Consider the following 21,746-nt stretch of genomic DNA (forward strand, 5'->3'; position numbering starts at 1 on the left):
ATGGGTACGGAATCGGGACCCGCACCGGGGTCCGCGTCCGTCTCGGCGCTGATCGTGGACTGGGGCGGCGTACTGACGCAGTCCTTCAACGAGGCGGTCGCGGTGTGGGCCGCCGCCGAGGGAGTGGCCGCCGGGGAGTTCGACGCGGTACTGGGGCGGCTGCTGGGGCCCGACGCGGTGCCGGACGGCGGGCCCAATCCGTTCCACCGGGTCGAGCGGGGCGAGCTGTCCGCGGCGGACTTCGAGTCCGCGCTGGCCGCTCTCCTGCGCCGTACCGACGGGACGCCGGTACCGGCCGCGGGCCTGGTGCAGCGCATGTTCGCGCCGTTCGCCATGGACCCGGTCATGAGCGGGCTGCTGCGCCGGGTGCGTGAGGCCGGGGTTCCCGTGGCGCTGCTGTCCAACTCCTGGGGCCATCGCTACGACCGCGAGGGCTGGGACGAGCTGTTCGACGCGGTGGTGATCTCCTGCGAGGTGGGGATGCGCAAGCCGGAGCCGGAGATCTTCCGGCACACCGCCCGTCTGCTGGACCGCCGTCCCGAGGAGTGCGTGTTCGTGGACGACCTGGGCCGCAACGTGCGTGCCGCGTCGGCGCTGGGCATGGCCACCGTCCACCACCGGACGGCGGCGGAGACCATGGAAGCCCTCGCCCGGGAGATCGCCGGGCTGTCCTCGGTCGCCGGGCGGGTCTGACGGGCCCGTCCCGTCAGACGTCCGGCCCCGTCCGGCGTCCGGGGGCGGTCTCAGGCACCAGCGGACGGTGCCCCTGACCGCTTCGGTGCCGCCTCTCGGAGCCCTTCGTCGGCCAGGTCGGTTTCCTGTTCCCCGGCAGTGAGGTCGGGGGCGTAGTAGTAGCCCCCGGGCATCGCGGCGAGAGCGGCCACGTCGGCGGTGATGTCCCGGTCATCGTTCATGCGTGCAGGGTAGAAGCCCGGCCTGGCGCCTCGTCCGGCGACCCCGGCCCGTTCCCCCGGCCGTGCACGTGTCCACACTGCTGTGCGGACCCGCTGTCCGGCGTTCCTGGTCGCGCCCAAGCGACGACTGCGGATGTGCGGTGTGACGCGCCCCTACGCGCACGCCGCCGCCCGGGAGGTGGGCGGCGTGCCGATCGACTGCGCCGTCGCGATCTGCCGCATACGGCCCACCAGTTCGTCGAGCCGGCTCTCGGCCGGCCCCGTACAGTCCAGCAGCCGTCGGGCGGCGGCGGACAGCGAGGTGCCGCGTGCCGTGCTGTAGACCAGCGGCAGTCCGCAGCCCTTCTCCAGCCGGTGGATGCGCCGGGTCAGGGCGGGCTGGGTGACCAGCAGGGTGGCGGCGGCGCGGTTCAGGCTGCCGATCCGGTCGATGACCCGGAGCAGATGCAGATGCTCCGCCTCGAACCGGTTGTCCGAGTCCGGTCCGGACCAGTGGAGTTCGGACAGCAGGACGGGCAGCGGTCCGCGTGCTCCGGGCGACGAGGTGCCGGCCTCGGGCCGGGCGCGCATCGGACGCCCCGGCCCCTCGGTGAGCGGAGGGAAGGAGGCGGAGGCGGCGTACAGGGGATTGCGTTTCGCCGCGCGCTGCGCGTAGCCGTACCGCAGCCAGGTGCACAGCTCGTGGGCGAGCGTCAGCGGTACGACGAGCGGGTCCACGGCCAGCGTGAGCCGGCGCACCAGCCGCTGGCGCAACGGGCGGAGCACTAGGCTCAGTTCGTGCTCCGGCTCCGGGGAGAGCGGCGAGACCAGCGCGACGCCGTAGCCGCGGCCGACCAGCTCCAGGGCCGCGCTCTGCGAGCGGACCGTGAAGCTGACGCGGGGAGCGGGCGACAGGAGGGAGAAGGCCCAGCCCTGGTCGTCGCACGCGTCGCCGCCCACCGTGGCCACCCACTCCGCGTCGGCCAGGTCGTGCAGGTCGAGCGCCTCCCGCCGGGCGAGCGGATGGTCCCGGGGCAGCGCGACCCACTGGGGCTCGTCCACGACGGTGCGCACCAGCGCCTCGCTGCGCCGCAGTCCCGGCCTGCGGGTGGTCTCCCAGCCGCACGCGGCGTCGACCGCGTACCGCTCGAAGCGCTGCCAGACATCACGGCTGTCACCCGGCACCACGTCGAACACCGCTTCGGGGAAACGATCCGCCAGGTCACGGCCCATGCCGTACGCCCGTTCCGTGCCCACCGCGAACTGCACGACCGGCAGCCGCTCCTCCGTATCAGCGCGGTGGTGGGACGTGGCCATCGCGAAGTCGATCGCGCCCACCAGCCGCCGTCCCGCGTGCAGCAGGGCGTGACCGGCCTCGGTGAGCTCGGTCCCGGTGGAACTGCGCGACACGAGCGGCGTGCGCAGCCTTCGCTCCAGTTTGATCAGACGGCGGCTCGCCGACGACTGCGTCATCCGGCCGCCCCGCTCCACCGCGTGCAGGCTCCCGTGGTCGGAGACGGCTTGCAGCAAGGCCACATCCGAACGCCGAAGATCGAACATTGAGCACTCCTCCCCCCGTCGGACCGGACCCGCCCAGCCGTCGCGGCAGGAGGGGCGGCACGGGCCTCGCGTGACGTACGTCTCGCCACCGTAAGGCCGTCCGAGGGCTCCGAGGGGCCGCCGTCAGGTAGTTGGCCGGATCGGGCGGGTGACCCGACCGGAGCTGATCGGAGCCTCCGGCTCCGGCTGCCCGGCGGTACGCGGGAACGCCAGCGCCGCGGCGATCCCCGCGAAGGCCAGGAGGGTGGCCCCCACGAACACGGTCGTGTACGAGGAGACGGCCGGATACCCATGGGTACTGGTCGTGACGGCCAGCACCATGAAGCTGACCTGCACCCCGAAGGAGCCTCCGAGGTTGCGGAGCACGCTGTTGATCCCGACCGTCACCGCCGTCGACCCGCTCGGCGAGGCGAGCGTGAGCAGCTCCGCCATTGCGCCGCCCAGTAGTCCGGTGCCCAGCCCGGTCAGCGCCGTGCCCAGCGCCAGGCCGGTGGCGGTCCCCGTCATGAGGGCGAACACGGCGGGGGACGCGGCGAACAGTACGGTGCTCGTGATCATGACGGCCCGCGCCGTCATCCGGCCGGACTGCCGCAGCCAGCCCGACAGCAGCCCGCCGGTCACGGCGGCGACCTGCATCGGCAGCATCACCAGCACGGTGAGGGCGCCGTCGGCGGACAGCCCGTAGCCCGTGGCACGTGGGGCGTCGGCGAGCACCGGGGCCAGGATGCCCGTCTGGAACATCACCAGACCGGTCAGCAGGCTCACCACGTTGAGGGTCCAGATCGGCCGCCGCCCGAGCAGCCGGGTGTCGATCGCGGGCTGCGCCGACCGCCGCTCCACCTGGACGAGCGCCACACAGCCCGCCGCCCCGGCCAGCAGGAGCAGCGCCCCGGTGGCCGAGCCGAGCCCCTCCCGGCCGTACTGGCTCAGGGCCAGCAGCAGACAGGCGCTCACCGCGCTCAGCAGCAGGAGACCCGGGATGTCCACCCGGGTCCCGGCTCTGCGCGGTGTCTCGGGCAGCACCGCCAGGCCCGCCACCAGCAGGACGACGGCGAGCACGCCCGATGTGACGAACAGCCCCCGGAACGCGGCGGCCCCGTCACCGAAGACGCCGACCAGCAGGATGCCGATCCCGCCGCCCGTCCCGAAGGCCGCGGACAGCACCCCGGAGGGGCCTGCCAGAGACCGTCCCGGGAACCCCTCCCGCAGCAGACCGATGGCGAGCGGGAAGAGCCCGGCCGCGACGCCCTGCACCAGCCGGGCCACGAGCAGGACGGTGAACGACTGCGCGGCGGCGGCCACGAGGGACGCCACCGCCACGACGGCGAGCACGGCGACGAGGACCACCCGACGGCCGTAGAGGTCCCCGAGGCGTCCCACCACCGGGGTGGCGACACAGCCGACCAGCAGATGCCCGGATACGATCCACGCCGCGTCCGTACCGGAGACCCCGAAGGCGTGCTGGATCTGCGGCAGCAGGGTGGCGACGCCCAGCTGAAGCAGCGAGAAGAGCCCGCAGGCCCCCGCGAGTACGCCCAGGGCCGCACGCCGGGCGCCGGCCGGCGTGCGGTCGTGAGCCTTGTTCACCGCTGTTCGCCGGCCACCGGTTCCGCCAGCGACGTCACCTCGGCTGACTCGAAGCGGTGGCAGTAGTGGCCCATGCGGGAGACCGGGTAACTGGTGCCGATCGCCGCCATGGTGAACGCCTTGAGGTCACCGGCCACCGGCGTGTAGCGCCCGTTCGCCCCGAAGCTCTGGTCGCCGTAGGCGACCCGTACCCGGCGCGGCTCCAGGGCCCTGCCGGTGAAGTACCCGGGCCAGTCGTGGAAGTACTCCGCCGACTTGCCCTGTTCCGGGGAGTAGTCCGGGCGCAGCATGACGTCCCGCTGGAACCGCAGTACGTCGTCCAGCCGGGCGTCCTGGTCCGGGTACAGGCCCAGAGTGCCGAGGTACTCCCGCAGTTCGGCGTGGAAGCGGTCGAAGTCGCGGGCGATGCGGAGCCAGCCCCAGTTGTCGATCGTCCAGCCGCGGCGCTTGCCGTACGGTGCCAGATCGGCGGCCATGTCGGGCTGGCTGGCGACCAGGTTGGCCAGCGGCAGCGTGGGGATGTCGATGTAGTCGTGGTAGAGGCTGCGCATCCGCAGGTACAGGGCGCCCAGGACACTGTCCGGGCGGCCCGCGAAGTAGTTCTGCAGCCCCTCGTAGAAGCGCGTGTAGCCGATCTCGTGCTCCTGCCGCAGGAAGATCGACAGGTAGCGGGTGTAGCAGCCGTTGTGCAGGAACTGCACGGCCTGGATGAAACTGAAGGACTCGACCCAGTCGGCGCGCGGCATGGCGTTGGTCTCCATGACCATCTGCATGGTCTCCGCCTCGTCGTCGGGCGTGCCGTCGCGCTCCACGTACATCCGCTTCGGGACGGTGCGCAGCCCGTACTTGGCGATCTTCTCCGGGGTGTTGAGCGGCGCGTTGGGGAGAATGGCCAGCTCGTAGACCCGCAGGTCCTCGTGGTTACCCGCCTCCAGCAGCGAGCCGATACCGTCGCGGAACGAGCGCGCGGTCTCCAGGGGCAGGCCCAGGATCAGCTCGGTGTAGGTGTGGATGTTCTCCCCGGCGTACCGCTGCTGGAGTTTGCGGTAGTTGTCCAGGCCGATGTTCTTGCGGTCGATGGCCTCCAGGACGTCCATGTCGGTGCTCTGCATCGACAGGGTGGTGCCCATCAGCAGGTCGGCGTCGTGCCAGGTCTTGCTGATGTCGAAGACCCGGTCGTTGGAGTTCTTGGCGAAGTTGACCCGGACCTGCCGCGGCGCCCCCAGCTCGCCCCGCGTCTCCGCCAGGGCGTGCGCGATCTCCAGGTCGCGCGGCATGATGCCGAAGTTGGCGTCACAGATGAACAGGTCCTCCACGTCATGGCGCGCGAACCACTCGATCTCGTCCTGCAGACGTTCGTCCTCGAACTTCCGCAGGGTGCTCATCGTCGCCGAGCCCCAGTCGCAGAACGAGCAGGAGTACGGGCAGCCCCGGTTGGTCTCCCACAGGGCGTAGAAGCGCAGCCCCCGCTCCCGGCAGGTGGCCACGGCCCCGTCCATCACCCCCAGCAGATAGGGGCTCGGCGTGTCGATCAGCCGCGGCAGCCGTACGGCCTTCGGCCCGGGCACCGCCGCCACTCCGTCGCGTACCGACACCCCCGGCACCGTCGTGTAGTCCGGGCTGGTGGTCAGGCGCTCCGCCAGCAGACCCCGGAACGCCACCTCGCCCTCGCCGTGCGCCAGCACGTCCACGTACGGGTGCCGTTCGAAGAAGTCCCCCGGCCGGTCGGGGACGTGCGGGCCGCCGGCCACGACCAGCACGTTCGGGTAGCGCTGCTTGACCAGCCTCGCCACCTTCATCTGGCGGCGGAAGTTCCACACGTAACAGGACAGGGCCAGGACGTCGGGCTCGACGATGCCGTCCGCCATCTCCTGGACCGGCGCCACCAGGAAGACGGGCTCCTGGAAGTCGTAGGCGGCGGCGATGTTCTCGTCCTGCTCCGCGTAGGTGCGCAGCAGACCGGCCACCAGGGGCAGGAAGGGGAAGGCGTTGAGGCCGATGAAGTACACCTTGCGGCCGCGGCTGGGGAGTTCGGCGGACATGCTGGTCACGGCTCCTCGTGATCGGACGGTTCTCGCTGTGGGCACCGGGCCGGTTACTTCGTGCTGGGTACGCGCTCCGCTTCCCAGGGACGCGACCAGTCCGCGCCGCCGCGGATGGCGCGGAGCATCTCGTCGAAGGCGTTGTCGTCGGAGTAGTAGAAGACCGACGGGTCGGCTCCGGAGGTGACACCGGGTGTGGCGCGGGCGCTCGCCCCCGCCAGCAGGTCGGCGAGCCGGTGGTAGAAGGTCTCCAGCGGCAGCCGGGTGGGGAACAGGGCGTGGTAGCAGTCGAACAGCTCCGGGTCGTCGCTGATCAGCTGCGAGCGGCTCTCGTCGTACAGATCCGTGCCGGGCAGCGGCGTCAGCACCGAGAAGCTCGGCATGTCGACCTGCAGCTCCTCCACCGTGTGGCTGAGCCGGGCGAAGTCCTCGTCCAGCCAGTTGGGCTGCACGATGAAGTTGGCCCGCACCTTCACCCCGTTGGCGTGGAACATGTCCAGTGCGCGTCGGGTCTGGCCCGGGTCCGTGCCCTTGCGGTAGCCGGACAGCTCGTCGTCGGTCATGGACTCCGCGCCGACCAGCACCGAGTCCAGGCCGACCTCTGCCCAGCGGGCGATCACGTCGGGCCTGCGCAGCGCCGTGTCGGTCCGTACGTACATGTGGAACCGTTTGCGGAAGCCGGCCTTGTCGATGGCGTCGGCGAGCTCCAGCATCCGTCCGGGCTGGATGAACGCCTCGTCGTCCACGACGTACAGATTCCGGCCCTCGATGTCCGCGATCTCCGCGAGCACCCGGTCGATGTCCTTCACCAGGTAGCGCCGGTCCGTCATCCGCCACAGCGAACAGAACTTGCAGGTGTACGGACAGCCTGCGGTGAACCGGATCAGCGAGACCGGGCGGTACACCGAGTGGAAGTAGTCACCGCGGTGGTGGGAGAGCAGCGAACGGTCGGGCATCGGAAGGTCGTTGAGCGCCGCCGGCTTCGGGCGCTTGTCGCGCTCCAGGCCGGTGCGGGCGTCGTACGGGGCGAGGCCCGACACGGGTGAGGGGGAACGGCCGGCCTCCAGCTCGGAGGCCAGATGGCTGAGTGCCGCGCCGCCCTCACCGGCGACGATCCAGTCGGCCGAGAAGCCGTTCAGCCACTCCGCCGACACCGTCGGATGGTGGCCGCCGAGCACGATCGGGACGTCGGGCCACAGCCGCCGCGCCTCCCGGCTCACCTCCCGCGAGACGTGCACGCTGGTCGTGTACGGGATGGCCACGCCGATCAGGTCGGGGGGCTCGTGCGTCTGGGCGTACGTCTCCAACGGCGGGTCCAGCCGCAGATCGTGGATGGTCACGTCGTGGTCGCCGCGCAGCGCGCCGCCGAGATACTCCAGCGGCAGCGGCTCGCAGCAGCTCAGCCGGTCACTGAGGAGGGCCCGTTCGTTACGAGGCCACACCAGCAAGACCCTCATCGAGTCCCTCCCTTTCGTTGGTCCCGTTCCCCGTGCCGGTGCCCCGGGCCGACGGCCCGTCCTGGCAGAAGACGGAGGTCGCGATGGCGTGCAGCCGCTCCAGCTGGATGCGGGGGTCGTCGCCGCCCAGGGCGGCGGCGAACATCCGGCTCATGGCGGTGCCTTCGTGGATGCCCCGCTTGGGCCGCCAGGCCACCTCCGCGGGCAGGACCTCGGCCGCCGCGCTGCGCAGCACCCACTTCGCCGTGCCCTCGCGGACCTTCAGCCGTCCCCGGATGCCCAGGGCCGCCGACATCACCTCACGCGTCCAGTACGGGTAGCGGACGACGATGTCGCGGGCGTCGGCGAAAGCCGGGCCGAACTCGTTGCTCCGGGCGGTCGCGGCGGTCTGCGCGACCACCGCGCGTTCGATGTCCTCCTCGCCGCCGGTGCCGCCGAGCCCGGCGAACAGCAGGTCGGCGCCGTAACCGGAGAGCAGGACCTGACGCCGGTCGGCGGCCATGGTGGTGAGCAGGAAGCAGGCGGGCGCGGCGATCTGGAGCGTCAGCAGGTCCCAGGTCTCCAGCGAGCGGATCATGCCCGGCAGCAGCTCCGTGAGCTGCTCGGGGCCGAACATCAGCTCGTGGTGCTTGCTGCCCAGGCGCTCCGCGAACCACGCGGCCTGCTCGAACTCGTCGCCGAACGGCGTGCCCACGGTGTACGTGTGCAGCTCCGCGCCGGAGCTCTCCCGGGCGGCCAGCGCCGCGACCGTCGAGGAGTCCACCCCGCCGCTCAGCATGATGCCCATCTCGTCCACGCCTGCGGCCAGTTGTCCCACCGAGTTCCGCAGCGCGTCGCGGACGGCGGCCACCGCCTCCTGCGGGTCGGTCGTCACCGGCTTGTCCGGCAGCCCGCGCACCTGACGGGTGGCGACCGGCTCGGTTCCGTACGCGTCCACGGCCAGCGTCACCGCGCTGTTCGCCGGGACCGCCGTCACCCCCGCGAAGCGCCCGCCGGGCAGCAGCGACTGTGCCGCGCCGCCGAGCACCGGGGCCCCGCCCAGCAGCGGCAGCACCGCTCCGGCCGAGGTGGCGATCAGCAGGGTGTCGTCGGCGGCGCGCGCGTAGTGCAGCGGGCAGGTGGCGCCCACGTCGCTCCACAGGGTGGCCCGGCCGCCGCGTACCAGCACCGCGCAGTAGCGGGCGTGGGTCCGCTCGGTCCAGGACAGCAGTTCGTCGAGCGGGGCGTGGACCGGCGGCGCCTCCTCGGTCAGCCGGTCACCGTGCACGACCAGCGCGTCCGCGCCGTCGCGCACCACCAGGGTGCTCAGTCCGCGGCCCGTGCCCAGGGCTTGGAACTCCACCGGGCCCGAGTGGCAGCGCAGCAGGAAGCCGGCCATGTCAGTACACCCCTTCGACGCGTCGTCCTTCGGTGAATTCGGGGGAGTACGGGTCCCCCAGCCAGGGCCAGGGGTAGCGCTCGGCGGCCACCCCGTACGGCCGCACCCGGCGGGCCCGGTCGCGCTCCAGGAAGCCGGGCACCAGCGCGTCGTCGGTCAGCCGCCAGACCCGCACCCGGCCCTCCTCGCCGTACGGCACCTCGGCGCCGTGCTCGTCGATGACGTCCAGCGCGACGTGCGGCCGGCAGGGGACGTAGACCACCCGGTGGTCGTCCTCGGCCTCGAACGGCTTCTGCCAGTTGATGCCGGTGGTCGAGGTGCCGTACATGCCGACGACCGGCACCCCGGGGAAGACCTCCTCGCGCAACTGGCGGTGGGCGTCGGGTTCCATCGTGGTACCGGCGTGCACGATGGCCCGCACCCCGGCCAGCGGCTCGGTGCCCAGGCGCTCGGGCAGCATGTCCAGCAGCCGCGAGGTGCAGAAGACCACCCCGATGTCCTGCGCCCGGACCACTTCCTCCACCTGGTCCCAGATGTGCTGGACATACCGGTCGTACGCGGCCGTCATGCCCTCCTCGCCGAAGATCTTCACGATCCGGGGGTCGAGGTCGATCGAGAAGCACATGCCGCCGCGGCGCTCCGCGAACGCGACGACGAGCCGGCCCGTGGTGTGCGGTCCCATCGGCCCGATGAACAGCCAGTTGGTGTTCCTCGGCACTCCGTGCAGATCCAGGAACTCGTCGGAGAACTCCAGGATGTCCGCCCAGTAACGGGCGCCCCAGGTGCCGTGCTTGGCGGGTCCGGTGGTGCCGCCGGTCTGCGCGGCCCACAGCGAGCCGCGCTCGCCGAGCACCGAGCGCGGGACGAAGTTCTCCAGCGGGGTCCGGCGCGACGCCTCCTCGTAGTGCATCTGGTCGGCGCCGTCCGTCAGACCGAGCAGGGTGATCGCGTCCTGGAGACTCCGGACCTTCTCCAGGGCGTTGGTGCCCAGGCGCCGGTCCCGCTCCAGCCAGTAGGGGGTGCCATGCCGGGGGTCTAAGTGGAGGCGGACGGTCCGGCGAACGTCGTCGTCGGTGATCGGACGGAGCGCCGACTCGCTCGGACTTGGCATGGCGGTTCCCTCTTCTCTGATGCTGTTGCTGCCGCCGGTCACGCGGAGGTGCCCGGCAGAACTGCCTTCTTCTTGAACAGGAAGTCGGCCAGATACCCCTCGTGCGGATCGCGGGGGTCGTAGCCGCGGTCGAAGTCCTCGCCGCCGAAGACCTTGTCGACACCCGGCTCCTCGGCGAGCGCCCGGACCAGCCCGCCCGCCTCGCCGAGCACGGACACGATCAGTGAACCCGCGCAGGCCGCGACCGCCTTGGAGCGGGGTACGTGCGCCACGGCGGTGAACGGGAACGGCAGTTCCGTGCCGAACAGCGGCGAACCCGCGTCCAGCAGCAGCACCGTGGGGCGCAGATACGCCACACCGTCGAGATCCACCCGCAGCGGCACCCCGGAGGCGCCCTCGGTGACATCGACCGCGCCCGCCGCGATCTCCCGCTCGATGCGCGTCGCCAGAGCGTCCCGCACGGCACGGTCCGGGAAGGCAGGCACCGAGGCCGACGGGTCGTCCAGCGGCAGCACCGGACGGGCCGCGAACTCCCGCGCGAGCTGCCCCGCGGCCTCCTCGGCGTCGCCGAGCACGACCAGGGAACTGATGTTGGTGCACAGCCGGCCGCAGCCCGCGAACGCCTCCCGGGCCAGCCGCTCCCAGGCGTCCTTCGGACCGTCGTCGCCGACGAGCGCTTTGCTGCGGCCGTAGTGGTACGTCTTGACCTTCCCCGGCGGCAGGTCCCCGGGCACCTCCTCACCGGGCCACAGCACCTGGTCGGCCAGCCGGCGCAGGGCGGGCGCGTCGCCGTGCACCAGCGACACCGCGTTGTCCGGCAGCCCCGCGGCGTACAGCGCCTCGGTGACCAGTACCGCGGTGAACGGGTCCTTGGCGGAGGTGCTCAGCAGCACCGGACGGCGCGCGGCCAGCGCCTGCATCCACTCGATGCCGATGGTCGGGAAGTTGTCGGGCACCCGCACATGCACGGAGCGCCCGGCCGGCCGCCAGCTCCACCGCGGGTCGTCGCCGCCGGTCCGGTACGCGGAGACGGTCCCGTCCGGGGACTGCGCGGCGAGGATCTCCTCCATCCGGCCAAGGTCATCGGCGACCGTACGGACACCGCGCTCCGCCCGCCGCGACGGCAGGCCCGTCGCCGCGGACAGCGCCCGCAGCCACGGGCCGAGCTCCCCGCCGTCCAGCCGGGCGGTGAGCCGCCCGGCGGCGTCGCGCAGCAGCCCGAACCAGGCGTCGTCGTCGATCCCGCGCAGTACACGGGCCGTCTTCTCGGCCTCCTGCGCCATCCCGAACTGCACAAGCCGCCCGGCGTTGCCCAGGCGGGCCAGCGGCCGTCCGGCACCGTCGTCCAGCTGCCCCGGCCGGTTCGACATCACCGGGCGCGAGCCCGAGTACGCCGGAACGTCCAGGGTGCCCGCAGTGCCCGGGACAGCCGGGGAGGCCGTCCCGGCCGCTGTCGTGAGCATCGTCACTGGACCTCCGGGACCAGGGCCGCGGGCTCCTTGGCCATCGGTGCGCCACCGTCCATCAGACCGAGGCGGGTCTGCACGGTCTTCAGGTTGGCGAGGAAGGCGATGCGCTTGTACTGGCCGTCCTTGCGGGTCGGGGTCATGTCGTCGTAGAGCTTCCACAGCTCGTCGATGGAGGCCCCGGGGCTGGACGTCACCGGGACGTGCCCGGTGTAGCAGTCGGTGTCGCTGGTCTCGACCGTGAACTCGACGCGCTTCGCCATGTCCTTCTCCAGGTCCGCGTGGAACGGCACGAAGAAGCAGGGGGAGACGATGTCGTGGGGGTTGTCGCCGAGCCGGGCCTGCAGCCAGGTGATGGTCGAGCGCATCGCCTCGTCGGTCTCGCCGGGGATGCCCAGGATCATCGTGGCCTGGGTACCGATGCCGGCCTTGCCCAGGGAGTCCAGGGCCCGTTCGGTCACCGCGACCTTGACCGGCCGGCCCAGGCGCTTGAGCAGCGACCAGTCCAGCGTCTCGACGCCCACCAGCAGCCGGAAGCAGCCGGACTTGCGCAGCATCTTCGCCATGTCGTCGTCGATGAGGTCGGGCCTGGCCTTGGCCTCCCACTCGAACTTGCCCTGCAGACCGGAGTCCTCGATGGCCTGGCACAGCTCCTGCATGCGCGGGACGTCCTCGACGAAGTCGTCGTCCTCGATCCGGATGCGGTCGAAACCGTGCACCTCGACGAGTTCGCGGATCTCCGCCAGGACCCGCCCCGCGCTGTGCCGGCGCTGGCCGACACCCCACTGGTGCTTGGAGTAGCAGTAGGCGCAGGCGTACGAGCAGCCGCGGGCGGTGACGACGTTGCCGGCCCGGCCGCGCGAGATGGTCCGGTACCGCTCCATGTCGGCCAGGTCGCGGGCCGGCATGGGCAGCTTGTCCAGGCGCATCACCTGCGGGGCCGCGGCCGTCTCGACGACGTTGCCGTCGTCGTCACGGAAGACGATCCCGCGCACCTTGTGGAGGTTCTTGCGGCCGTTGTTGCCGAACTCGAAGACCAGGTGCGAGAAGGTGACCTCGCCCTCGCCCTTGACGACGACGTCGGCGGAGCCGTCCTCGACCAGCTGGCGGGCCAGCGGGGTCGCGCCGACACCGCCCAGCACGGTCAGGGCCTGCGGGTGGTGGTGCTTGACCTCGGAGGCGAGCTTGACGCCGTTCTTGAGGCTGGAGGTCAGCACCTGGATGCCGACGATGTCAGGGCTGAAGCCCCGCAGGGGCTCGTTGGGCGTGGCGAGCGGCCTCTGCAGGACGAAGAGCTGGTCGTCGATGAAGTGGACGTCGGTGCCCTTGGTGTCGTGGAAGGTGCCTTCCCGCAGTACGGCGGCCAGGGACAGCAGCCCCAACTGCGGTGCGGAGATCGACTCCCCTGAGTACGCCGACCGGCGAGCGTTCACGAGAAGAACTTGCATGCTTGTCTGCCTCCTGCGAGTGGACAGTCCTCAGGCGCGGCCGGGCTGACCGCCCGCAGCCTGCGTGCACACGGGGCCTGTGGGCCGGCGAAACGTGTGGTGCGTGCGGCCCGCGAGTCACACGGTGGGCCTGCTCCGGTCGTCAGCGGTTGATCGGGGACGGGGGGTGGCCGCCGGGCGACCGGCCCGGCGTGATGGCGTGCCCGGAGGTGACTCCGGTCGATCGACAGCGGTGTGCTGGAAGAGCTGGGCCGGACTGCACGTGTGCTCCAGACCACCACGGCCCTCCGGCGCCGTCCAATGCCTTTAACGGGTCGCCCCCGCACTGCCGTGGCATGGGCGCACGACCCGCCTCCGGCCATGCAGTGGGCGCATCACGGTGATGCGCCAACGGCTGCTGTGCCGGGCGCCGGCTCTGTGGCAGCATCGCTGCGGAGTTCAGCAGATCGAAGTGACCCTGCACGCGCTCCGGAGAGGTACCGATGACCGCTTTCCAGCGACCGGCCGACGCAGCGGACGTGACGACGGTGACGTCGGACCCCGAGGCAGACCGCGAGACGTTCGAGCGGGACGGAGTGATCCGCTGGGACAACGTCCTGACGCCCTCCCAGGTGATCGCGCTCCGCGCGTCCATGGAGCGGGCGTTCTTCGCGGAGGGCGACAAGCCCGCCGAAGGCGTCCTCGACCTGTCCGAGACGACGGAGAGGCCGAGCGACAGGGCGCTGCTCCAGAAGATCGGCATCTGGCAGAACGACCCCGTGTGCGAGGAACAGATCCGCCGCCCCGACCTGGTGCCCCGGGTGGAGGCCCTGCTCGGCGGGCCCGTACGGCTCTTCCGCGACCACTCCTTCTACAAGCCCGCGGGCAAGGGCGAACGCAGCCGCCTGGTGCTGCACCAGGACAACCGTTACTGGCACCTGGACCCGCCGGACGCCGTCACCATCTGGATGGCCCTGGACGACGCCACCCTGGAGAACGGCTGCGTGCACTACGTGAAGGGCACCCACCGCCTGGGCCGGGTCGAGCACGTACGCCCCGAGGAGGGCGCCGTCCTCGTCGAGGCTCTGACCGACCAGGAGACGGTGCCGTACCCCATCCCGGCGGGCAGCGCCCTGGTGCACCACATCAACACCCTGCACGGCTCGGGCCCCAACCTCACCGACCAGCCCAGGCGCGCCTATTCGCTGGTCTTCGTGCGGGCCGACACGACGGTGCGCGGCCGGCCGATGACCGACTACCCGCTCGCCGCCGACCTGATCCGGTGAGCGGTCCGATGTCCGGCACCCACACCGCCACGGACACCGGCACCGCTGCCGGCACCTCGCCCGCAGGTCCGGCCGGCCTTCACCCGGACACGTACGAGACGATCCTGCTCGAACGCGCCGACGGCATCGCCTGGGTCACCCTCAACCGGCCCGAGCGGCTCAACGCCACCACCGAGCGCATGCACCACGAGCTCATCGACGCCTTCGCGCGGGTGGCGGACGACGGGATCACCAAGGTGCTCGTGTTCACCGGCGCAGGGGACCGGGCCTTCTGCATCGGCAGCGATCTGGGGTTCCTGGGCGAGGTGCTGGCGGGCGACAAGGGCGACACCGAGATGTTCGAGGTCTACCTGGCGCGGATGAACCGGGTGGCGTTCGCCCTGGAGCGGCTGCCCATGCCGACCATCGCGATGGTGCAGGCCAAGGCGCGGGCGGGCGGCTTCGAGCTGGCCATGGCCTGTGACCTGGTGCTGATCTCGGAGGAGGCGCGGATCGGCGATGTCCACACGCCTTACGGCCACATGCCGGGCGCCGGTGCCTCCCACCGCGCGGTGCGCAAGATGGGCCTCCAGCCCGCGATGGAGATGCTGCTGACCGGCCGTTGGCTTTCGGCCGCCGAAGCCGTGTCGACGGGTCTGGCCCTGCGGGCGGTTCCCAAGGACCGGCTGCGCGAGGAGACCACGGCGCTCGCCGCCACGCTGGCCGCGATGCCGGGGGACTGCCTGCGCCATCTGAAGGCCGCCGTCATGGGCGGTCTCGGGGTCTCCGTGGAGGAGGCCGTCGCGGTGGAGACGCGTGAGTACCTCGCGCTGATGCGAGGTTCCACCGGGCCGGTGGACGGATTCCGTGAGGGCCAGCGCGAGCGGGCGGCCCGCCGCGGCGAGGCGGACTGACCTCCCTCACTTCCAGGCACTCCCGGCGCCCCGGGCGGGCGGGCTGATGCACCCCGGCCGTCCGCCCGGGGCGCTTCAGCCCGTCCGCCCGGGGTGCTTCAGCCGACGCCCCCGTAACGGCGCTTGGCGTCGGCGAGTTCCTCGACCCGGGTGGTGTCCCACGGGCGCTCCCACCCCGCCAGCCGCAGCAGCCAGGCGACGAGGCTCCCGGTGAAGCCCCACAGGAACAGCTCCCCGGCCAGGAAGCCCGGCCCGGTGTAGCCCGCCGTCATACGGACCCGCAGCCGGCCCGCGGGATCGGCGAGATCCCGTACGGGGACCCGGTGCACGGACACGATCTCGCTGCCGTCGCTCGCGGGGGCCGTACCGCCCTCCCACCAGCCGAGCACGGGCGTGACGGAGAAGCCGCTCCAGGCCAGGTACAGCGGGCGCAACGGGGTGACGACACGGATGGCCGCCCGGTCGAGTCCGGTCTCCTCCGTGGTCTCGCGCAGGGCGGTGTGCACCGCGTCGCGGTCCTGCGGCCCCACGGAGCCGCCGGGGAAGCACACCTGCCCCGGATGGTCGCGCAGCGCGCCGGACCGCCGCAGGAACAGCAGATCGGGGCCGTTCTCCCCGGAGCCGAAGAGCACCAGGACGGCGGAGGACCTGCCTGACGCGGGCCCCGGCGAGGTGTAGCGCTCCAGTTCCGGAGCGCTGTCCCGGCCGGCCCGCAGGGCCACGTCGGTCAGCCAGGAAGGGACGTGGGGTCCGGGCACAAGTCCCGTGTCGAGAGCCACGGCCGCCAGCGTAGGGGAGCCGCCGGTCCCCGGCCCCGGTCTCCACCGGCATTGGCGAGGAATCGGTCATGCCCTTTGAGACGCCCCGCGATGTGCTCGGGGCATGACTGCCGAAAGGCCGTACAGACAGCCGAGTTGGGGCCGCCGTGCGCCGTGTGGCGCCCGGTACCTTGAGGTGATCGCGCCGCAGGGGCGTCTCGGGGAGGAAAGCGGATGAGTGTGCGTCAGGGGACGGACGGGGCCGGGGCGCCGATGACCGGGCCGATGAACGCGCTGACGGATGTGCCGGGGCTGCGGGTGGGCCACGCGGGACGCACCGGTGACGGCTGGCTGACCGGCGTCACCGTGGTCCTCGCGCCCGACGGCGGTGTCGTGGCCGCCGTCGACGTGCGCGGGGGCGGCCCCGGAACCCGTGAGACCGACGCGCTGGACCCGCGCAACCTGGTGCAGCGCATCGACGCCGTGGTGCTGGCCGGCGGCAGCGCCTTCGGGCTCGACGCGGCGGGCGGAGTGGCGCAGTGGCTGGAGGAGCGGGGGCGCGGCTTCCGCGTGGGGCCCGGCCCGGCCCAGGTGGTCCCGGTGGTCCCTGCCGCCGCCCTGTTCGACCTCGGGCGCGGCGGGCGGTGGCGGGCCAGGCCCGGTGCGGACCTCGGGCGCGCGGCCGTCGAAGCGGCGGACGGTACGGAGACGGGCGCCGAGGTGCCGCAGGGGTGCGTCGGCGCGGGCACCGGCGCGGTGGCCGGCGGGATCAAGGGCGGCGTCGGTACGGCGAGCGTGGTCCTGCCGTCCGGGGCGACCGTGGCGGCGCTCGCGGTGGTGAACGCGGCCGGCTCGCTGCTCGACCCCGGCAGCGGCATCCTCTACGGCGCCCGGACGGGCCTCGGCGACGAGTTCCTGGCGCGCGGGCTGTCCGCCACGCCCCCGGACGAGGAACGGCACACCCGGGCGCAGGAGCGGCTGTCGGCGGCCCGCGAGGAGACCCGGCGGCGGCAGGCGGGTCCGGTGCAGCCGCTCAACACCACGCTGGCCGTGGTCGCCACCGACGCGACGCTGACCCGTCCGCAGGCGCAGAAGCTGGCCGGTACCGCGCACGACGGCCTGGCCCGCGCGGTGCGGCCGGTGCATCTGCTCACCGACGGCGACACCGTGTTCGCGCTGTCCACCGGGCGGCTGCCGCTGGTGCCCGAGAGCCCGGAGACACCCGACGGGACGGCGGACCGTTCGGGCTGGGGTGCGCACCTGGAAGCCATGGAACTCAACGCGGTGCTCGCGGCGGGGGCCGATGTGCTCACCCGGGCCGTGGTGCACGCCGCTCTCGCCGCCGGAGGCGTCGACGGTCCGGGCGGTGTCTTCCCCTCCTACCGTGAGCTCTACGGCTGACAGCTCAGCGGAAGAAGGGCCGGGGGACCGTCACTTGTCCGGTGTCCTGACCAGCGCCAGCAGCCCGCCGAGCACCGCGAACAGGGCGAGGAACAGCGCCGTGCCGACGCCGTCGACGGCGTCCTCGACCACATGGCCCCCGAGGAAGAACCACACCCCGGTGCCCGCGAGGACGAGCAGGTGACTGCCCCGCTCCTGCATCGCGCGCATCCCCGCCCACAGCAGCACCGGCATGCACGCCACCCCGGCGATGAGCGCCAGTACCGACTCGACGGAGCCGGCGAGGAAGGCGTCCGGATCGGCGTCCCGCACCCCCGCGGCCCAGTCCCTGCCGCCCGACCAGATCACGTAGCAGACGGTGGCGGCCACCGCCGACGCGACGGCGCCCTTCACCCCACGAGCGGTTCTCGCCGCGATCGTCATACCTTCAGCCTTTCATGGCACAGGCAGGGGACCTGAGTACACGTACTCAGGTCCCCGCCCTTTCTCCGTACCTACAGCGTGTTCTGCAGGCTGTCGGCGTACAGTCGCGCACCCGGGATCTTCGGGTGGAACGACTTCATCGACGGTGCGATGTTGCCGGGCAGCCAGTCCGGGTCACGGGCGTCTGCCTTGCCGTGACCGGACAGCACGATGCCGTGGACCGTCTCCGGATCACCACAGATCGCCTTGCCGGCGAACTCGTCGCGCGGGTCGGAGAACACCGCCTTGGCCGCGTACAGGCGGTTGGCGTCGTTCACCGCACCCTGCATCTCGTTGGCCAGCGTGTTCGCCATGCTGTTCAGCCACGGCGCCTCCTCGGTACCGATACCGAGGACACAGCCCCCGACGCCCTCAAGGAGCCTCGGGTAGCCCATGAGCACGATCTTCGCGTTCGGCGCCTTCTTGTGGAGCTCGTTGAGCATGCCGGTCAGACGCGGCCTGATCTGCTCGTTGAGCCACTTGGGAGCCCAAACGTCCAGCGGACCCGTCTCGGCGCCGGTCTCGTCCCCGTTGTCGGGGTTGACGGCTCCGATGGAGTTGTTGTTGCACACGGTCCCGGCCGTGACGCACTCCTGGACGATGTCGGCGAACCGGGCGTCGTTACCGCCGACCGACAGGGTGACCAGCGTGGTGTTCTGGTCGAGATACCCCTGCTGGATCTGCGGCAGCTCGCTGTTCTGGCCCTTGCTCAGGATGTTGTAGTACCGCGCACCGGAACACGCCACGAACTGGTAGTCCATGATCTTGTCGCGGTCGTCGGCCATCTGCCCGATGGACTTGGTGTAGCCGGGCAGGGTGGCCTGACGCGACCAGGCGTGCTTGGACCGGTGACAGTTGTTCTCGGTGTCCGGCTGCTGCGCGTTGTAGTAGTCGGACTCGATGTAGTAGTCGTCGCCGCCGGGCTCGGAGGCGCCTTCACCCGAGGAGTACGAGTCGCCCATGGCGACGACCTGATGGGTCGGCTTGGCACCCATCGGCTCGAAGCCGACCGAGTCCCACGCCACGTCCTCCGTGCCCTTGCCGTCCTCGGTCACGTTCGACAGCGCCACGGTCGGCACGCCGGTGAAGTTGAACACCCCGAGCGACACCCACTTGTTCTCCAGCACCCGCTGCGGCTTCACCCGCTTCGGGCTGGTGGAGTTCGTACCGCCCACGACATAGGCGGCCTGACGGGTATGAGCACCGTGGTCGGGCACGTGCGCCCAGACCCGCATCCACCCCCGGTCCGCCGTGCCCAGCGTCCAGGTGCCCGTGGTCTTCATACGGGTGGCGTCCGTCGTCCCCACCTTGTTGGTGTGGGTGAACCAGAAGTGGTTGTTGTGCGCCGCACCGATCTGATGGAGGTCGATCCGGGACGAGGCGCTGCCGAAGTCGAAGTTGAACGTTCCCGACGAGGACACCGCGCCGCACGATCGTCCGGTGGACCCCACTGGGGTGACGCCGTTGGCGACATCGTCGACGATCTTCGTTCCGGTGGGCAGCCCGGACGCACACCGCGGCGGGTACGAGTTCTCGTCAGGCTGTTCCGGATAGGTGGTGTCGAACCGGTGGAGCGGGTGCCCGCACTGGGCACTGCTGGAGCAGTTCTTCCACGTGACGGACTTGTGGAACCAGCACTTCAGGTACAGCGGGTCCGACTCGTTGCCGGGCAGCAGGCAGGGGCCGCCGCCGGTGTCGTTCGTCGCGCCCGTGCCGATCTTCGACGGGTTGCAGTCGTTGCTGGCGTCGCAGAACAGGCCGATCGGGGGCTTGGCCGTCGTGCGGTTGGCCGTGGACGTCCACCACGCGGCACGGTAACCGGGCTGGAAGTCACCGGGCTTGAACATCGCCGCGAGCGGACGGGCCGCCCAGCCGATGACCTTCTCCGAGTACGGCCAGTCCTGCGGGTGCGCGGCGTGGCTGTAGTCGTCGTACCCGGCGTAGTCCTCCAGGAACGGGGTGCGGTTCTCCTTCCACAGCGGGTTCGCCGGGTTGTTCGTCCACCCCACGCCCCACTTGCCGGAGGTGGTGCCGGACGAAGCCTGCTTGTAGTAACCGCTGTTGTACGCCCACAGGGCGAAGAACCAGTTCTCGATGTACTTCGGGTCACCGCCGTTGATCATGAGACCGTCGGCGCGCGTCTGGTTCCACTTCTCGATCAGGATGTTCACGCCCGCCGCGATGTTCGCGGCGTAGTCGAGGGCGATGGCCTCCTGCTGCGCCACCGTCTTCGTCGGCTGGCCCTTGCCCGGGAGCCGCATGCCGTCGGTGACCTGCGTGACACCGTAACCGCAGTCGGACTTGCTCCAGTTGATGAGCCAGGGGTCGCTCTGCTCACCGTCGGAGGAGTACTCGATGCCGTAGAAGTTGCCGATCAGCGGGTTGGCCGAGACGCCCGGTACCGCGTACCGGGTGGCCTGCCACATGTTCGACTCCTGCGCGGTGATGCCGAGCATCACCTGCGCCGGTACGTGCCAGTCGGCACCGCTGCCGCCCGCCAGGGGCGTCAGGGGGAACATCGACTGCGGGGCGTACCCCGCCATGCCGGTGTTCTTCCAGTTCGCCGGCCGGGTGACGTGCTTGTTGAGCTGGCCGACGACGGCCTGGTCCACGGCCCACTCGATCTGCCGCGGGGTCGGCTGGAACGCCTGCTTCTTCACGTCGTTCCTGGGCACCGAGCACGTGCGGTCCGTGTCGATGGGCGTGGCCATCGTCGACACACCGCCGGACTTCGGGGCCGCGCCCAGGGCGGGGCTCATCGCGGTCGCGGCGCGCTGGGCCTTCTCGTCGCCGATCCGGTTGCCCGGAGCGGCGTCCAGAACGGCCGTCTCACCCGTGTCGAGTGCCTTCAGGGTGATCCTGGCGGCGCGCGGCGAGGCCGCGTCCTCCGCCGCGATCCGTGAGTCCTTGCCGTCGGCCCACGCGGTGGTCACCGCGGCGGCGCCGCGGCTGGAGATCCGCGCGTCCTTGGCGATGCCACCCGGGTTGCGGACGGCGGAGGGCAGTGCCCCCTTGCTGCGTGCCTCACCGGTGACGTACACCGCGCCCGAGGGCGTGCGCGCGATGTCGAACCGGCTGAGCCCGCCCTCGGCGAGCTTCGCGGCCCGGCCCTTGCCGTTCGCGGTCCGCAGCGTGCTCGCGGTGACCCGGGAGACGGCCGCCTTGTCGTCGGCCGCGGACCCCGCCTTGCCGCCGGGGAGGCGGTCGATGAAGGTCACACCGCCGTCGGCGTCCGGCTTCAGCTGGAACGGCGGGGCGTGGGTGGGGGCCACCGTCCGCACCGTCGAGCCGTTGATCTTCACGACCTGCCGGCCGCGCGCGGCGACGATCTCGCCGCCGACCGGAACCGCCGAGGTGACCTGACCGGCTACCGTCGCCTTGGCGGAGGTGCCCGTGCCGGCCTCGACCCTGACCAGCCGGGTCTCGTTCCTCTTCGAGGTGTTCTCGTCGGTGAACTGGGAGAACACCACGTCCTCGCCCGTACCGCAGCCCGGGGAGAAGTACGCCAGCGTGGCCTGGAACGGCAGCTTGCGCACGTCGCCGCTGCGCAGGTCCACGATGGCGGTGAACGCGCCGCGGCTCATCAGATCGGGCTTGTTCGTGAACGTGCGGGGGGCGTACGCCACGGCGGCGTACCGGCCCGATTCGGTCAGACACGCGTTGCCGATCCACGCGTCCGTGTCGAAGCCCGGCTCGGACAGCGAGGCGGCGGTCTTCCACCGGTAGCCGTCCTTCTCGTCGGCCACCATCACATGGAAGCCCGAGCCGTCACCCGAGGTGGTGAACGCCTGGTCCGAGGAGGACCGGTAGTCCTTCCCCAGCACCTCGGCCCGCTTCTTCGCGGGTACCGCGAGGGGCTTGACCCTCGTGTCGGTCCCGTCGGCCGAGGGCGTGGTCGGTGCGGACCAGCCGTTCGCCGCGCCCGGGGGTACTGCGTCCGCGAAGGCCTGCGTCGTCCCGACACCGCAGGCCACCGCGAGAGCGGCGACAGCAGCCACCGAAACACGCGCATGCCTTAATACGCT

General features: G+C 71.6%; 16 protein-coding genes. 4 read left to right on the forward strand and 12 right to left on the reverse strand.

The features are described 5' to 3' along the window. Positions 1–693: an HAD family hydrolase gene (locus ACFWSK_RS11485; protein WP_383783662.1), complete on the forward strand. Its 693-nt coding sequence runs from the start codon at positions 1–3 to the stop codon at positions 691–693. Positions 694–743: 50 nt separating this feature from the next. Here the strand turns inward: ACFWSK_RS11485 and ACFWSK_RS11490 are convergent, their stop codons facing one another. The 9 genes from ACFWSK_RS11490 to ACFWSK_RS11530 form a co-directional block, all read right to left on the reverse strand. Then, complete coding sequence (locus tag ACFWSK_RS11490; protein ID WP_383783663.1) at positions 744–914, reverse strand: hypothetical protein; 171 nt, start codon at positions 912–914, stop codon at positions 744–746. A 153-nt stretch (positions 915–1,067) separates the two neighbouring features. Next, positions 1,068–2,453 (reverse strand): LysR family transcriptional regulator, encoded by a 1,386-nt coding sequence (locus ACFWSK_RS11495; protein WP_383783664.1) that lies wholly within the window; start codon positions 2,451–2,453, stop codon positions 1,068–1,070. A 123-nt stretch (positions 2,454–2,576) separates the two neighbouring features. Beyond that, positions 2,577–4,040 (reverse strand): MFS transporter, encoded by a 1,464-nt coding sequence (locus ACFWSK_RS11500; RefSeq protein WP_383783665.1) that lies wholly within the window; start codon positions 4,038–4,040, stop codon positions 2,577–2,579. Beyond that, positions 4,037–6,082: a B12-binding domain-containing radical SAM protein gene (locus ACFWSK_RS11505; protein ID WP_383783732.1), complete on the reverse strand. Its 2,046-nt coding sequence runs from the start codon at positions 6,080–6,082 to the stop codon at positions 4,037–4,039. Before ACFWSK_RS11505 ends, ACFWSK_RS11500 begins: the two co-directional genes overlap by 4 nt. A 53-nt stretch (positions 6,083–6,135) precedes the next feature. Further along, on the reverse strand, positions 6,136–7,539 hold the full coding sequence (locus tag ACFWSK_RS11510) for a B12-binding domain-containing radical SAM protein (RefSeq protein WP_383783666.1): 1,404 nt from the start codon (positions 7,537–7,539) through the stop codon (positions 6,136–6,138). Further along, positions 7,511–8,917 carry an asparagine synthase C-terminal domain-containing protein gene (locus ACFWSK_RS11515; RefSeq protein WP_383783667.1) on the reverse strand — a complete coding sequence of 469 codons (1,407 nt, stop codon included), beginning with the start codon at positions 8,915–8,917 and terminating at the stop codon, positions 7,511–7,513. The genes ACFWSK_RS11510 and ACFWSK_RS11515 overlap by 29 nt, the downstream gene beginning before the upstream one ends. A 1-nt stretch (position 8,918) precedes the next feature. Then, on the reverse strand, positions 8,919–10,028 hold the full coding sequence (locus tag ACFWSK_RS11520) for an AMP-binding protein (protein ID WP_383783668.1): 1,110 nt from the start codon (positions 10,026–10,028) through the stop codon (positions 8,919–8,921). 38 nt (positions 10,029–10,066) lie between these two features. Beyond that, positions 10,067–11,491 carry an aldehyde dehydrogenase family protein gene (locus tag ACFWSK_RS11525; RefSeq protein WP_383783669.1) on the reverse strand — a complete coding sequence of 475 codons (1,425 nt, stop codon included), beginning with the start codon at positions 11,489–11,491 and terminating at the stop codon, positions 10,067–10,069. Between the two features lie 2 nt (positions 11,492–11,493). Beyond that, positions 11,494–12,942, reverse strand: coding sequence for a B12-binding domain-containing radical SAM protein (locus tag ACFWSK_RS11530; RefSeq protein ID WP_383783670.1), 1,449 nt, complete (start codon positions 12,940–12,942; stop codon positions 11,494–11,496). A gap of 482 nt (positions 12,943–13,424) precedes the next feature. Here ACFWSK_RS11530 and ACFWSK_RS11535 point away from each other — a divergent pair, with 482 nt between their 5' ends. Next, a complete protein-coding gene (locus ACFWSK_RS11535; protein WP_383783671.1) occupies positions 13,425–14,207 on the forward strand; it encodes a phytanoyl-CoA dioxygenase family protein in 783 nt (260 codons plus the stop codon). An 8-nt stretch (positions 14,208–14,215) separates the two neighbouring features. Further along, a complete protein-coding gene (locus ACFWSK_RS11540) occupies positions 14,216–15,100 on the forward strand; it encodes an enoyl-CoA hydratase/isomerase family protein (RefSeq protein WP_383783672.1) in 885 nt (294 codons plus the stop codon). 98 nt (positions 15,101–15,198) lie between these two features. On the opposite strand, the gene ACFWSK_RS11545 is transcribed toward ACFWSK_RS11540, so the two are convergent. Next, on the reverse strand, positions 15,199–15,879 hold the full coding sequence (locus ACFWSK_RS11545) for an NUDIX hydrolase (protein ID WP_383783673.1): 681 nt from the start codon (positions 15,877–15,879) through the stop codon (positions 15,199–15,201). A gap of 213 nt (positions 15,880–16,092) precedes the next feature. Between ACFWSK_RS11545 and ACFWSK_RS11550 the strand changes: the two genes are divergently transcribed. Beyond that, complete coding sequence (locus ACFWSK_RS11550) at positions 16,093–17,259, forward strand: P1 family peptidase (protein ID WP_383783674.1); 1,167 nt, start codon at positions 16,093–16,095, stop codon at positions 17,257–17,259. Positions 17,260–17,289: 30 nt separating this feature from the next. On the opposite strand, the gene ACFWSK_RS11555 is transcribed toward ACFWSK_RS11550, so the two are convergent. Further along, a complete protein-coding gene (locus ACFWSK_RS11555) occupies positions 17,290–17,682 on the reverse strand; it encodes a hypothetical protein (RefSeq protein ID WP_383783675.1) in 393 nt (130 codons plus the stop codon). 71 nt (positions 17,683–17,753) lie between these two features. Then, complete coding sequence (locus ACFWSK_RS11560; RefSeq protein ID WP_383783676.1) at positions 17,754–21,719, reverse strand: SGNH/GDSL hydrolase family protein; 3,966 nt, start codon at positions 21,717–21,719, stop codon at positions 17,754–17,756. Between the last annotated feature and the right edge of the window lie 27 nt (positions 21,720–21,746).

It is taken from the genome of Streptomyces sp. NPDC058620, from assembly GCF_042717135.1.
Classification (GTDB): Bacteria; Actinomycetota; Actinomycetes; order Streptomycetales; family Streptomycetaceae; genus Streptomyces.

Bases quoted from the DNA above. Each gene is read 5' to 3' on its own strand.
- ACFWSK_RS11525 (WP_383783669.1), bottom strand. From the start codon at position 11,491: ATGCTCACGACAGCGGCCGGGACGGCCTCCCCGGCTGTCCCGGGCACT.
- ACFWSK_RS11490 (WP_383783663.1), bottom strand. From the start codon at position 914: ATGAACGATGACCGGGACATCACCGCCGACGTGGCCGCTCTCGCCGCG.
- ACFWSK_RS11530 (WP_383783670.1), bottom strand. From the start codon at position 12,942: ATGCAAGTTCTTCTCGTGAACGCTCGCCGGTCGGCGTACTCAGGGGAG.
- ACFWSK_RS11510 (WP_383783666.1), bottom strand. From the start codon at position 7,539: ATGAGGGTCTTGCTGGTGTGGCCTCGTAACGAACGGGCCCTCCTCAGT.
- ACFWSK_RS11495 (WP_383783664.1), bottom strand. From the start codon at position 2,453: ATGTTCGATCTTCGGCGTTCGGATGTGGCCTTGCTGCAAGCCGTCTCC.
- ACFWSK_RS11555 (WP_383783675.1), bottom strand. From the start codon at position 17,682: ATGACGATCGCGGCGAGAACCGCTCGTGGGGTGAAGGGCGCCGTCGCG.
- ACFWSK_RS11540 (WP_383783672.1), top strand. From the start codon at position 14,216: ATGTCCGGCACCCACACCGCCACGGACACCGGCACCGCTGCCGGCACC.
- ACFWSK_RS11535 (WP_383783671.1), top strand. From the start codon at position 13,425: ATGACCGCTTTCCAGCGACCGGCCGACGCAGCGGACGTGACGACGGTG.
- ACFWSK_RS11520 (WP_383783668.1), bottom strand. From the start codon at position 10,028: ATGCCAAGTCCGAGCGAGTCGGCGCTCCGTCCGATCACCGACGACGAC.
- ACFWSK_RS11485 (WP_383783662.1), top strand. From the start codon at position 1: ATGGGTACGGAATCGGGACCCGCACCGGGGTCCGCGTCCGTCTCGGCG.
- ACFWSK_RS11515 (WP_383783667.1), bottom strand. From the start codon at position 8,917: ATGGCCGGCTTCCTGCTGCGCTGCCACTCGGGCCCGGTGGAGTTCCAA.
- ACFWSK_RS11505 (WP_383783732.1), bottom strand. From the start codon at position 6,082: ATGTCCGCCGAACTCCCCAGCCGCGGCCGCAAGGTGTACTTCATCGGC.
- ACFWSK_RS11550 (WP_383783674.1), top strand. From the start codon at position 16,093: ATGAGTGTGCGTCAGGGGACGGACGGGGCCGGGGCGCCGATGACCGGG.